Consider the following 13,990-nt stretch of genomic DNA (forward strand, 5'->3'; position numbering starts at 1 on the left):
CCATCAGTGAATCTCCCAATCAGAATCAGACGATGCCGCACGTGCTGTCGCAGCGCAGATATCGCCGCTGTTCGACCAACCCATGCAATTCAAACTAATCAGGAAAGCATATCGTTATGCAGCGTCAGACTGATATGGGAATGTCCTGAGAAAACTCCGAAAATCGACCGGCAAAATATTCGAGATGGTAAACGGGAGAAGTCAGCGCCATACATTCCGGTAGGGTCCGACGGCATCCATCCGGTGCAACAGACATGTGCGGCCGGTTGACCCATGTTCCACGCCCGGTCTATCGGGTTCCCGTGGCACGCGCCGTTCATCGCCCTAACCGCCGTTGCCGTGTTCCTGTCTACTGATTGCGAGGGATCTGGCGTCATCCCGGTATCAGACCAGCACAGGACTCCTATGGGAATGACGCGAAAAGAAGTGCGGAAAATTCAGATTGACATGCGGCAGTGCGCCAGTCGGTCAGATGTATCACTGCCGGGGCAGTGGCGTATGAACGTGCAGAAACGCCCGTGCAGGGCGGGCCGAATAGCCATCTGACAACAAGGGGAATGCGTTAGACACCACCGTGTAAAGCTCGCGCGTTCACTATGCTTCTTGGAGCCGTACAATTTCTACTCTGCCTTGCCGCACGGCGGTGGACACAGCCATAGATCCGCATTACTGATTGTTTATTCGTTTGTCCGTTGCGGGTTCCGAGCCTGCTGCATCGCTGCAGCGTTCGATCGTTATCCCCGAGAGACAAGTGACTTATCGACACGGCAAATGGACAGAATCACACTGCGTACAGTCAGGTGCTTGCCCGCGCAAGCGTTTTCCTTCAAGACGCCTTTGCCGTCATTGCCCCCAGGACGAAAGCAGAGCAGCACACCCGCGACGCGTCAATAAACCCCCGCCTCCCCTTCCGGCCGGTTCTTGAAGCGCTTATGCACCCAATAATATTGATCAGGAATCCGTCGCACCTGCGTCTCCAGAAACTCGGTGATCCGTCGAGCATCCACCGTCACGTCGTTCGACGGGAAATCGGCTAGCGGCTCGAAAATGTTCAGCTTATAGCCGCGATAGCCCGGCAGCACCTCCGTCACGAACGGCACGACCCGCGCGTTCGCCGCGCGCGCCATCCGCGAGACGGATGTGAGCGTGCAGGCCGGCACGCCGAAAAACGGCACGAACACGGAATCGCGCAGACCGAAATCCATGTCGGCCGCGAGCATCACCGGCGTGCCATCGCGCAACGTGCGCAACGCGCGCCGCACACTGTCGCTGCGCGGAATCATCTCGGTGCCGAAGCGCCCGCGCTGGCGCCTTGCCATCGCATCGAGCAGCAGATTCGACATCGGCGTGTAAAGCGACGCCACGGGATATCGCGTCGAATACATCATGCAGCCCGCCTCGATGCCGACAAAGTGGAAGCCGACGAAGATCGTCGGTTGCGCGTGGACATCGGCGAGATCAATCGCGCTTTCCACTTCGACGAGACGCGCCAACGCTTGCGCATCGCCGAACCACTGCGGCCCACGCTCGACATAACTGCGGATCACATGGCAGAAATGCGCGCGCGCCAGATGTTCGCGCGCTTCGTCGCCCATGTCGGGAAAACACAATTTGAGGTTGGTATGCACCACCCGCCGGCGCGTGCTGGGAATGCGGTACAGCAGCGCGCCGATCCCCGTGCCGATTCGCGCGACGAGCCCATACGGCAACAAAGCGAAGGCGCGCAGCAGCCCCGTCATCAGACAGATGAGAATTCGACTTTTCAATGCGGGAACCCGGTGGATGCTGGATGGCAAAACACGCCGACCGCTGCGGCTTTCCTGCCGCTAACGCCTGACGTGGCATGTGCGCGCGTCCGGCCGGGTCTCGGGCGCGCTTGGGGATCGTGACGGCTTGCTCGCCGCAAGACGCAGCAATGCCCGAGATGGAAACAGCTAACGAATCCGACTTGCTGAAGGACCCCGATCGAGCATTGCAGGCGTGATTAAAACACAGCGGGCATCCCGCAGGCAGAATCCGCCGGATAGCCACCGGCGGACCGCAGCGAAGGCGCGCCAGATCCACGCCTTGCCGCCACCTTCGGCGCTACGTTTTTTCGAGCACTGTGGCGCCCGCATGTCGCCTCGCTTTGCGCCGACCTCAGGCCCTCTTTCGCCCCGCTCTCGCGCCTACCTCAGCGCCTGTCAGTCACCTCACGCTTGGCGCCTGGTTCGGCGCGCGCTTCGCACAACGTGGCGCGCGCGACCCATCGGCTCGCACGCGCTATCCACGATCAAGGCTTGTTCGACTCGAACAGATCCATGATCTGCTTCTTCTCATTGGACGACACGCTTGGCGGCGGCACCGCAGGCGGCGTCATGCCCGCAGGCCCAACGCCGCCGACCGCATCGTTCACGCCCGCCGTCGGATTGGCCGAATCGAGACCGATGCTGGCGACGAAACCGTTGCCCGGCGTCATGTCCGAATAGAACAGCTCACCGTCGACGGACGTCACGCCGTCAGGCTGCGCCGGCTCGCTCTGCGGCACGCCGCGCAGCGCCCGTTGCATGTACTCGACCCAGATCGGCAGCGCGAGTTGCGCGCCGAACTCGCGGCTGCCGAGGCTCTTCGGCTGGTCGTAGCCCATCCACGCAACTGCAACGAGCGATTGCTGATAGCCGGCGAACCAGCCGTCCTTCGCGTCGTTGGTCGTACCCGTCTTGCCCTGCAAGTCGGAGCGATGCAGCACGTTGGTGCCCGCGCCGGTGCCCGCCGTCGCCACCGAATGCAGCAGGCTGTTCATGATGTACGCGTTGCGCGGCTCGAGCGTGCGCGGCGCATCGCGGCCTGCGGTGAGCGGCTGAGCTTTCGACAGCGGCTCGCCGCGCGCATCCGTCACTTCGCTGATCAGATATGGGTTGATGCGATAGCCGCCGTTGGCGAACACCGAATATGCACCCGCCGACTGCAAGGGCGTAACGAGCCCCGCGCCGAGCGCCATCGGCAGATACGGCGGCGTCTTGTCGGCGTCAAAGCCGAAGCGCTGCGTGACGAAGTCTTGCGCGTACTTCGTGCCGATATACGACAGGATGCGGATCGACACCAGATTTTTCGACTTCTGCAACGCGAGGCGCAATGGCATCGGACCATCGGGCTGGTCGTCGTCCTTCGGCTCCCACGCGTCGCCGCCGGGCGTGCTCGACGGGAAGTACAGCGGCGCGTCGTTGATGATCGTGGCCGGTCCGAGCCCCTTGTCGAGCGCCGCCGAATAGATGAACGGCTTGAAGCTCGAACCGGGCTGACGCCAGGCCTGCGTGATGTGGTTGAACTTGTTCTTGTTGAAGTCGAAGCCGCCGACGAGCGCGCGAATCGCACCGTCCTGCGGCGTGAGCGACACGAGCGCGCCCTCCACTTGCGGAAGCTGCGTGATCTGCCAGTTGCCTTTGTCGTCGCTCATCAAACGCACGATCGAGCCCGGCTTGATCTTCGTTGCCGCCGCGCCGCGTGTGCTCAACGCGCTGGCTACAAAGCGCAAGCCCTCGCCGCCAATTGTCACCTGGGTGCCGTCGACCAGTTGCGCCTTGACCTGCTTCGGGCTCGCGTCCGTCACGACCGCGGCGATGATTTCGCCGTTGTCAGGATGATCGGTGAGCGCGTCGTCGATAGTCTGATCGCGGTCGTCGCCGGGCGCCGGCAATTGCACGAAACCTTCCGGCCCGCGATAACCGTGGCGCCGCTCGTAATCCATCACGCCCTTGCGCACCGCGCGGTATGCGGCGTCCTGATCCGCGGAATCGATCGTCGTCGTGACGTTCAGGCCGCGCGTGTAAGTCTCGTCCTTGTACTGCGCATACATCATCTGCCGAACCATTTCGGCGATGTACTCGGCGTGCACGCTGTATTCGTTGCCGGGATTGCGCGTGTGAATCTCTTCTTTCACCGCCTGGTCGTACTGCTCCTGGCTGATGTACCGCAATTCCAGCATGCGCCTCAGAATGTATTCCTGACGGATCTTCGCACGCTTCGGATTCACCACCGGGTTGTACGCGGACGGCGCTTTCGGCAGACCCGCGAGCATCGCGGCCTGGGCAAGCGTGATGTCTTTCAGATCCTTGCCGAAGTACACGCGCGCCGCCGCGGCAAAACCATAAGCGCGCTCGCCCAGATAAATCTGGTTCATGTACAGCTCGAGAATCTGATCCTTCGTCAACGCGCGCTCGATCTTGTACGCGAGCAGCATTTCGTAGATCTTGCGCGTGTAGGTTTTCTCGCTCGACAGAAAGAAATTGCGCGCGACCTGCATCGTGATCGTGCTCGCGCCCTGCGACGCACCGCCATGCGCGATGTCCGCAAAACCGGCGCGCAGAATGCCGAGGAAATCGACGCCGCCATGCTCGTAGAAGCGATAGTCTTCGATCGCGAGCACCGCTTTTTTCATCTGGTCGGGAATGTCCTGAAAGCGCACGAGACTGCGCCGCTCCTCGCCGAATTCGCCGATCAGCACGTGGTCGGCCGTGTAGACCCGCAGAGGCACTTTCGGACGGTAGTCGGTCAGCGCGTCGAGCGAAGGCAGTTGCGGCCCCATCACGACGAGCGCATAGCCGACGATCAGCGCGCCCACCACGGCGACGATCGCAACGAGGCTCGCGAACCAGATTGCGATGGTGGCGCCGAGCGAGCGGCCGCCCGCTTCGGCGTCGCGCGAAGCGGCGTTGCGTCCTTGCGTGCGGTGGTAGGAGTCCCGGTCTTGACCGGCCGGAGAATGCGAAGAATGCGGTCGTTTGATGATTGGCATGACTGGAATAGTGGGCGCGTAACTCAACGCCTTGTTCTCGCGCGTGAGACGCGGATGAATCGTGAGCGGCGTAGTCTGGGGCGCAAACCGCCGTGCGACTCTCTGCCCCGGCGAGTCGCCACGACGCACCCGGGACAGTGTCCGGCGCAACGTAACAGCGCATTTTAAAGAAATCAAGCGGCGCTCAACGCAGTTTTTTTGTAAGAATTCCCTTCGCGCGAACGCCCGGCGGCAAGCGATGGGTAGATTCGACAGCCTTGCGAGGCGCTTGCGCACGTTCGCGAAGTTATCAACAGAAAATGTTGAAAGGCCTGTGGACAAGCCCACAAAAAACGCGACAACTCGTTGATGTCACGGCATTTTCACGACGCGCCCGTTTGCGATCGGCGCAACTCGTCATATGATGGATTCCGCGCACGCCGATGCGCGCCGCGAAGCGCCATGCCAACAAGTATGCGAGCCGATCATGACAAAGCCCAGCGAACGCATCGTCGTATTCGTCACGCCCGCGCAGAAACGCGCGATTGCCGCCACTGCCGACGAACTCCGCATCAGCGTCAGCGAACTCATGCGGCGCGCCGTGCTGAGTTTCGGCGCGACGAGCGAGCAGGTGAAAGCGGCAAGCATCGTCGACCGGCTCAATGTGCCGCGCGCGCCCGACGCGCTCGACATGGCGCTGCAGCGAGTCGCTCACGATACGAGGCATGCGCAAGCGGCGTCGCCGCCGGCCTTGCAAACGCGCGTCGGTCGTGACCCGCGTTTGCGCGCGGATTCCGGGCCGAACAGCGCACAGGTCGGGGCGACTGGGAGTGCGGCAAGCGACGCAGCGCACACGTCGACACCGTCGGTGTCTACAGCTCGCGCCGATAGTGTGCCGACTGCGCCCGGTTTTCAGCCCGCCTCTCAACCCGCTCCTCTGCTGCCCGCCGATGTGCTCGCCGCTCTCACCACCGAAATCGATGAAGACGCCGTGGCAACCGCCGCGGCAGTCGCGCGAATCGCGGCCGCACGGGCTGGCGCAGGCGACAAGCTACTGCCCGCTGCCGTGACCGTGCAAACGCATGTGAGGAGCGTGCTGAAGCGTCCTCGTCTGGACACCACGCGCGATGACGACGATCCGCAAAGCGACCTCGGCCCCGAAGGTGGCCGCTTCGCATAGCGATGGCGATAGCGCGTGGCAATGAACGGGCAGCATCGATACAACGCGCGACATGCGGCCGCCGCGTGTGTGCCTCTTCACACGCAACGCTCAAAACGACGCTTGCGCCATTCACGCTACCGACACCCAGCACCCGCACACTCGCCAGTTCCTTCATCGCGCCCTTTAAGCCCATTTTAAGAGAGCCGGTGGTGTAATATCCGCGAGCCGCTGAAGGGCCGGTCCTCTGTGCTTATCATTGCAACTTGCCGGCATCATCGTGCGATGCGTGCGCCATGCGGCGCGAACAATTTGCGCTCGCGCTATTGCAATCGGCGAGCGAGCCCCGACCTCCGGTCCGAACGCTGCGCAGCTTACCGCGCGGCGGCGTAAAGTAGCAGTGGCACACAGTGATACGCGGTGACAAGCAGTGACAAGCAGTTGAGTGCGCCGGAATATTCAGCGCCGACACCATTCCTTGGAGGTTTTCATGTCGCTTTTTGACAGCATTTCGCGCACGCTAAAAGGTCTCCTGAACGACGCGGCGGACTCCGTGCAAGACCCGTCACGCGATTCGCGCCAGATCGTGCGCGAACTCGACGAGAGCATCGGCCGCGCCGAAAACTCGCTGATCGAGATTCAGGCGCAAGTGGCCACGCAGCAAAGCAAGCGCGATGTTGCCGCCGACAAGGCGAAGAAGTACGAAGAGGGCGCGAAACGCGCGCTGCAAGCCGGCGACGAAGCGCTCGCTCGGGAAGCGCTCGGCGCGCAAGCCACCGCCGAGGCCGAACGCGACGCGCTGACGAAAGAGCTCGCCACCCTGGAGCCGTCGGTCGCGCAACTGAAAAGCCAGATCGAAGACATGCGCAGCCGCCGCAACGATCTGAACGCGCGTTCGAACATCCTTCAGGCCAAGCAGGAGATCGCCGAAGCGAAAGACGTTGCTGCAACGGCATTGGGCGGCATTGGCGGCAAGAACCTGTCTGAAGATTTTCAGAAGCTCGAAGACAAAGTCGCGCTGTCGAATGCGCGTTCGGACGCACGTCTGAATTCGGCCGATGTCAAAAGCGGCAAGGCACTCGACGACAAGCTCGCGGACCTGAACCGCGGTCCGTCGGTGGACGACCGCCTGGAAGCGCTGAAAAAGCAGCTCAATACGCCGGCCCAGTAATTGCGTGAGATGTGCAGCGCGGGCGGCCGGATCGGTGGAAGTCCGGGCGCGTTCTGGAGCCGGTAGCCATGCATCGGGCGGCGGCCGGCCGGGGCGCCAGCCGCCGGGTCGCCGCAATCGACTGAAGGAGACGGGCGCCTCGCGCCCGGTCCACAAATGAAAAAACTTATCGCAAGCGCATTCGTCTCGCTGATGCTGGTATCGGCGGCGGCGTTTGCCGTGCCCACGGTTCAGCAAATCGAATCCGCGATGTCGCAGGGCAACTGGCAGCAGGCCGACGCCGGATTGTCCGAAGTGCTGCAAGCGCATCCGAACAATGCGCGTGCGCACTACCTGTACAGCCAGGTGCTGGATCGCGAAGGCCGTTATGGCGACGCACTCGCGCAACTGCAGCAGGCGAAGTCGCTCGATCCGCAAATCCGTTTCACCGACCCGACGCGTTTCGCGCAAGTAGAGTCACGCATTCGCCATGACGCGGAACGCGCAGGCAACGCAGGTGGCTCTGCGGGTGGCAGCGGCGGTGGCAACGAAACTGGCAAGCTAACGAGCCGCGCGGCGAATCCGTTCGCCCAGCAGAACACGCCGGCCGCGCAGCAAAAACAGGCAATTGCGCAGCAAGCGCCTGAGCGCCACGGCCCGGGCATCGGCATGTGGGTCGGCATTCTGATCCTCGTCGGCGTCATCGCGCTGGTGCTGCGCTGGACCTTGCGCCGTGCGCGCACGCAAGACAATACGCGCGCGGACGACGATCGTCGCGTGCAGCTCAAGCGTGCTACCGAACTGCTCAACTCCGTGCGTTCGCTGAAACTCGACGTGAAACTCTCGACCGCGCCAGGCCATGAAGTGCTCGAGAAAGAGGTCGAAGCAACCGAGGACCAGTTGCGGACCCTCGTCGAAGCACTGTCGAACAGCAAGAACCCGGTGCCGCCGTACCAGCTCGACGAACTGGAGCAGCGCATCGGCAGCCTGCGCGCGCGAGCCGATGGCAGGCCCGATCCGAATGCAGCCGCGGCGGGCAGCGAGCAGTCCCCGTATGCGCGCGAAGCCGAGCGCTTCGGCAATCCGCCGCAAGCGCCCTATCCGCAGCAAGGTCCGTATCAGCAGCAACCGCCCGTTATCGTGCAACAAGGCGGCGGTTTTGGCGGCGGCATGGGTGGACTGTTGACCGGCGTTCTGCTGGGTGAAGCGCTGAACTCCGGACGTGAGCGCGTGGTCGAGCGCGACGTGATCGTCGACGACGAAACGCGCCGGCGCGGTAACGACGGCGACAATGGCAGCGGCCTCGACTTCGGCCAGGGCTCGAACGACTGGAACGATAACAGCGGCGGTGGTATCGACATGGGCAGCAGCGACGACTCCGGCGGCTGGACCGATAACACCTGAGCCCTCGCGTGCGTCGCGTCGCGCGGGCGCTATCCATACGAACAGGCTCCTTTCGCGGAGCCTGTTTTTTGTCCGCACGTTCAACGAATCACGCGCGCCTCGATACCGGCGCCCGCTTCTCCTCATTCTGCGCGAGCAGCAGCGAGCCCGCGAATAGCCGCACGATAAAGCGCTCCGCATAACCGACGAGCGCATCGCGGCGGGCCGCCTCGGCATCGATAAACTCGGCCGACAGATGGAACAGTTGCAGCACGATCTGAGTGCACACTTCGTCGACGACATCGCGTGCGAGTGCCGGCATCAGTTCCAGTTGCACGACGTCGTCCGCCATTTCCGCCGACACCGCGTGAAGCGTTGTCCGCACGGCCTCCCGTAGCGCCGGCAACGTGCCGTGATATTCGGCTAAGGCGCTCAGAAACGCCTCGCGGTTTTCCAACGCAAACATGAAGAAAGCGACGCAGGCGCGGCGCGGCACGCTGTGCGGTTCGTCGTGCGCGGCGAGCCAGCGCTCGCGGCGCAGCATCGGCCGCAAGCGGCGGCTGATCGAATCGACGGCTTCGCGCGCGAGATCGTCGAGCGTGTCGAAATGACGATAGAACGTATTCGGATTCAGTCCCGCCTCTCGCGCGAGTTCCCGCAAACCGAGGCTCGCGAAGCCACGCCCGTCAGCGGTCAGGCGCAACGCGGCTTCGATCAGTTTGCGCTTGCCCGCCGGCAATTCCTGGACGGCCATAGTGTTGCGCTCTGGCTTCGGCGCCGCTTCGAATACGGATTTCATGGCCTTTACGATGGGCTTTGAATCACCGCGCACGACGCGCGTTTAATAAACGTACTCTAAACGATCTTGACGCGAGGTGTACAGTTGTCTACCCTGCGCGTTACGTTCGAACGGCTACCCGTTCACGGCGAGCAGCATGCCGTGAACGTCGATAACTCCCGAACCATTCTTGCCGGAGACCGCCGTGACGCCCGCCTCATCCGCCGCAACCACACCAGCTGCCGCGCCGCGCATTGCCATCGTGGGGAGCGGTTTTGCCGGCATCGGCATGGCCGTGCGCCTGCAAAAAATAGGCATTACGTCGTTCACTCTCTACGAGGCCGCCGCCGACATCGGCGGCACATGGCGCGACAATACCTATCCGGGCGCCGGTTGCGACGTGCCCTCACATCTGTATTCGTTTTCTTTCGAACCGAACCCGGCGTGGTCGCGCGCATTCAGCGGTCAGGCGGAAATTCTCGCCTACCTGAAGCATTGCGCGCGCAAGTACGGCGTAGACCGTTACGTGCGTTGCAATGCACGCGTGCTGGCCGCGCGTTTCGATGAAGCGCGTCACGTGTGGCACATCGAACTCGATGTCGACGGCACGCGAGAAAACATCGAGGCTGATGTGTTGATCGCCGCGAGCGGTGGACTATCGCGCCCTTCGATGCCGCGAATCGCTGGGCTCGAGAGTTTCAAAGGCAAATTGTTTCATTCCGCGCGCTGGGACCACGCGTATCCACTCGAAGGCAAACGCGTCGCGGTCATCGGTACGGGCGCTAGCGCGATCCAGTTCGTGCCGGAAATCCAGCCGCGCGTCGCGCGGCTCGATCTGTTCCAGCGCACCGCGCCGTGGATCATGCCTAAGCGCGACAAGCGCATTAGCGAACGCGCACGCTGGCTCTTCGAGCATATGCCGTTCACGCAGCGAGTCGTGCGCGGCGCGATCTACTGGAAGCTCGAATCGCAGGCCATCGCTTTTGTCAGGCATCCGCAACTGATGAGGCGCCCGATGAAGTTGTGCCTCAGCTACCTCGAACGGCGCGTGAAGGACCCTGAACTGCGCGCGAGGCTCACGCCGAGCTACCGCCTCGGCTGCAAGCGGGTGCTGCTGTCGAGCACCTACTATCGCGCGCTGGTTGAACCCAACGTGAACGTGATCACGACGGATATCCGCGAAATGGTCGCAGACGGCATCGTGACGCAAGACGGCGCGCATCATCGTGTGGACGCGATCATTTGCGGGACCGGCTTTCAGTTCAACGGTGTCGGCGCGCCGTTCGAAGTGACCGGTATCAGTGGCGCAAATCTCCGCGCGCTGTGGCTGCGCGACGGTCCGGAAGCCTATCTCGGCACGAGCATCGCAGACTTTCCAAACTTCTTCATGATCGCCGGTCCGAACACCTTTCTTGGCCACAACTCGATGATCTACATGATCGAGTCGCAAGTGCAGTACATCGGCGATTGCTTGCGCCTGCTGCGCGAGCGCAACTTGCGCACGATGGATCTGCGGCCCGATGTGCAACGCGAGTACAACGCGCGCTTGCAAGAGAATATGCGGCGTTCCGTGTGGACGAGCGGCTGCCATAGCTGGTACCAGACGCAAAGCGGCAAAGTCACCGCGCTGTGGCCGGGCTTCACGTTCAGCTTTCGCAAACGGACGCGCCGCGTGCGGCCGCAGGATTATCGCTTCTTGCCTTGATGCATGCGGCGCATAAGGTCCGATTGCGCGTCCGATTCCGCGTCCGATGCGCGTCCGATTTCAGTTCCATTCAAACAAGATCAAACGAAAAGGGAGACGGAAAACATGGCAGGCATCGAACCTCGGTCGTCGGGCTCACCGGCTTCTGGCACGGCGTCTACGTCGGCATCGAATTCCGCCGCCGCGCTGCCGCCGCGCTCGCTCGCGGCTCGCCTCGGCATCACCAGCGTGCCGCGCGATGAATTGCGGCGGCGTTACACGCAAAGCGGCTCGAAGTTCATCCGGATCATGGGCGCGGACGTGCATTACGTCGACGAAGGCAGCGGCGACATCATCGTGATGATTCATGGTTTTGCATCTTCGCTGCACACCTGGAACCGCGTCGCCGACGAGCTCAAGCACAGCCATCGCGTGATTCGTCTCGATCTGCCGCCGTTCGGCGTGACGGGACCGCTGCGCGCCAGCACAGGCGCCATCGAAACAATGAATCTGCCGACCTACCGGCGCTTCATCGACACGTTCTTGCAGGCGCTCGGCATCTCGCGCGCGGTGTTCATCGGCAATTCGCTCGGCGGACTGATTTCGTGGGACTACGCGGTGCGGCATCGCGACGCCGTCGAGCGGCTGGTGCTGATCGACTCCGCAGGTTTCCCGATGAAGCTGCCGATCTACATCGTCCTGTTCAATAGCGCGCTGGTGCGCGCGAGTTCGCCGCGATGGCTGCCCGAGGCGATCATAAAAAGCGCAGTGCGCAACGTGTATGGCGATCCACGCAGGATCGACGCTGTCACGCTGCGGCGCTATGTGGAGTTCTTCCACGGCGAAGGCACGCGCGCCGCAATCGGCAAGATGGTGCCGACCCTTGATTTCGCGGACCTCGATACAAATGTGCTGACTACGCTAGCGGTCCCCACGCTCGTGTTGTGGGGCGCGAAAGACCGCTGGATTCCCACGGCGCACGCAGCCGAATTCGCCCAGCGCATTCCGGGCGCGAAGTCGGTCATGTACCCGGGCCTCGGCCATATTCCAATGGAGGAAGCGCCCGAGCGCGTGCTGGCCGATCTGCGCGCTTTCCTCGGGATTAGCGCGAAGAACGGCGCAGCACTGCCGCCGTCGGGAGACGGCGCACGCCGAGCGCCGGTTTGAAACTGGCGGCATCGCGCACGCCTAGCCGCCTCCCCCTCCGAGAAAGCGCAGCAAGCTCCAGAGAAATTTGCAGAGCATAACGATCAGCTCCCACAGATGATAGAGCTGCTGCCAGCCCGAAACGCGCGCGAAGGAGTCGAACATCGTGACTGTTGGAAACGGATGGCCGCAGCCGCACGCCGGATTGCGGCTGCCGCGACGCCAAACCGCACATGATAACGACTGCGGGATACCCCGTATCAAGTCGGCCGAAAGCCAGCCGTAAACGCATCGAGAAGACGCTGTGTTCGCGCTCGACCAGTGCGCCGACCGCCAGCGCCGTTAGCGTCATCAAGGAGACGTTTATGTCGCGTTTCAGCTTTCGCCGGCCGGCCCGCTCTCAGGCGGTTGTCGGCGATATTGCCGCGCAGGCGGGCAAACTGGGTATCGAAATCTGCGATGTGTCCGGTCACGTCGATGAAGTCGCCGCGCGCGTGCAGCATCAGGCGCAAGTGTGCCAGGCGTTGCGAGAGTCTGCGGCGCAGACGCTCGCGGGCAATCATCGGATCGCGACTGCTGCGCGCGGCATGCGCGAAGTCTCAGCGCATGCGGCGACCGGCGTGCAGGAATCGCAGGAAACGCTGGAGGCGTCGCTTGCCGACATCCACGGTCTGGTGGAAGGCGTGACGGTGATCGAGAGTCAGATCGGCGCGCTGCGCAGCGCGCTCGCGCACGTGAGCCGCGTCTCCGAGGAAATCTCACTGATCGCGCGGCAGACGCATCTGCTGGCGCTGAACGCCGCGATCGAAGCCGCGCGTGCGGGCGAATCCGGCCGGAGTTTCGCGGTGGTGGCGGCCGAGGTGAAGAACCTGTCGGCCAAGACCGCGCAGGCGACCGGCCAGATCGAGACGACGCTCGCGCAACTCACGCAGCAGACCGAGCAGTTGATCAACGAAGGTTCGGTGAATACGGAGCGAGCGCATCGGGTGCGCGAGGGCACGCGCCAGATCGGCGAGGTCGTGCATGCGACGGGCGACGCGATCGCGCATCTGAACAACGAGGCTGAGCAGATCGCCGCGCTGACCGGCGAGATCGAAACGCAGTGCGACGGACTGGAAGCGCAAGTGCTGGAAATGGCGAGCGGCGTCGAGGATTCGAGCGAAAATTTTGTGCAGGCGAAGGATCGTCTGGGCAATTTGCTCGGCGTCTCCGAGACCTTGATCGAGTTGACGGCAGCGGCAGGCGTCGAAACCGCGGACACACGCTTTATCGAAGCCGTGCAGAACGCGGCGGCCACGGTGAGCAAGGTCTTCGAGGCGGCTGTCGCACGCGGCGAGATTTCACTCGACGATCTGTTCGATCAACAGTATGTGCCGGTGCCAGGCACGAATCCGCAGCAGTTCATGACCCGATTCACCGCGTTCACCGATCGTGTTTTGCCGGCGATTCAGGAGCCTTTACTGGATCTCGATCCGCGCGTGGCGTTTTGTGCCGGGATCGACGTGCGCGGTTACCTGCCGACTCACAATCTGAAGTTTTCTTTGCCGCAACGCGACGATGTTGTGTGGAATATGGCGAATTGCCGGAATCGGCGGATTTTCAATGACCGGACCGGGCTTGCTGCTGGGTCGCATATGAAGAAGTTTCTGTTGCAGACGTATCGGCGCGATATGGGTGGTGGGGAATTTGTTTTGATGAAGGACGCGTCCGCGCCGGTTTTTGTGCGGGGGCGGCATTGGGGTGGGGTTAGGGTTGGGTATAGGGTCTAGGTTTTTTGGGTTTTCCTTGTGGTTCGGGTTTTCCTTGTGGTTCGGGTGGTTCCTAATGGGTCGTAGTGGTCTATTAGTGTTGCCCCTGTGCGGGGCGGCACTTACTTTCTTTGCCGCCGCAAAGAAAGATAAGCAAAGAAAGCGGCTCAAACCGCTAGCTCGTAGGTG

General features: G+C 62.6%; 9 protein-coding genes. 6 read left to right on the plus strand and 3 right to left on the minus strand.

From position 1 onward, the window contains the following. Positions 1–887: 887 nt before the first annotated feature. Entirely contained in the window at positions 888–1,766 is an 879-nt protein-coding gene (locus tag F759_RS0133785; RefSeq protein ID WP_027803691.1) for a lipid A biosynthesis lauroyl acyltransferase, read from the minus strand. A gap of 506 nt (positions 1,767–2,272) precedes the next feature. Next, a complete protein-coding gene (locus tag F759_RS0133790) occupies positions 2,273–4,774 on the minus strand; it encodes a penicillin-binding protein 1A (RefSeq protein WP_027803692.1) in 2,502 nt (833 codons plus the stop codon). Between the two features lie 466 nt (positions 4,775–5,240). Here F759_RS0133790 and F759_RS0133795 point away from each other — a divergent pair, with 466 nt between their 5' ends. The 3 genes from F759_RS0133795 to F759_RS0133805 all read left to right on the plus strand — a co-directional run bounded on the left by F759_RS0133795 (position 5,241) and on the right by F759_RS0133805 (position 8,466). Beyond that, the gene (locus tag F759_RS0133795; protein ID WP_027803693.1) at positions 5,241–5,933 is read left to right on the plus strand and encodes a hypothetical protein; all 693 of its coding nucleotides are present in this window, start codon (positions 5,241–5,243) and stop codon (positions 5,931–5,933) included. Between the two features lie 469 nt (positions 5,934–6,402). Next, positions 6,403–7,083, plus strand: coding sequence for a PspA/IM30 family protein (locus F759_RS0133800; RefSeq protein WP_027803694.1), 681 nt, complete (start codon positions 6,403–6,405; stop codon positions 7,081–7,083). Between the two features lie 156 nt (positions 7,084–7,239). Next, positions 7,240–8,466 (plus strand): tetratricopeptide repeat protein, encoded by a 1,227-nt coding sequence (locus F759_RS0133805; protein ID WP_027803695.1) that lies wholly within the window; start codon positions 7,240–7,242, stop codon positions 8,464–8,466. A gap of 88 nt (positions 8,467–8,554) precedes the next feature. Here the strand turns inward: F759_RS0133805 and F759_RS0133810 are convergent, their stop codons facing one another. Then, positions 8,555–9,244: a TetR family transcriptional regulator gene (locus F759_RS0133810; protein WP_027803696.1), complete on the minus strand. Its 690-nt coding sequence runs from the start codon at positions 9,242–9,244 to the stop codon at positions 8,555–8,557. Between the two features lie 184 nt (positions 9,245–9,428). Between F759_RS0133810 and F759_RS0133815 the strand changes: the two genes are divergently transcribed. From F759_RS0133815 to F759_RS0133830, 3 genes are all read left to right on the plus strand, one after another. Beyond that, complete coding sequence (locus tag F759_RS0133815; protein ID WP_027803697.1) at positions 9,429–10,928, plus strand: flavin-containing monooxygenase; 1,500 nt, start codon at positions 9,429–9,431, stop codon at positions 10,926–10,928. Between the two features lie 105 nt (positions 10,929–11,033). Beyond that, the gene (locus F759_RS0133820) at positions 11,034–12,074 is read left to right on the plus strand and encodes an alpha/beta fold hydrolase (RefSeq protein WP_027803698.1); all 1,041 of its coding nucleotides are present in this window, start codon (positions 11,034–11,036) and stop codon (positions 12,072–12,074) included. A 344-nt stretch (positions 12,075–12,418) separates the two neighbouring features. Continuing rightward, complete coding sequence (locus F759_RS0133830; protein ID WP_027803699.1) at positions 12,419–13,822, plus strand: methyl-accepting chemotaxis protein; 1,404 nt, start codon at positions 12,419–12,421, stop codon at positions 13,820–13,822. Positions 13,823–13,990: the final 168 nt, after the last annotated feature.

The sequence above is a fragment of the Paraburkholderia dilworthii genome (genome assembly GCF_000472525.1).
GTDB lineage: Bacteria > Pseudomonadota > Gammaproteobacteria > Burkholderiales > Burkholderiaceae > Paraburkholderia > Paraburkholderia dilworthii.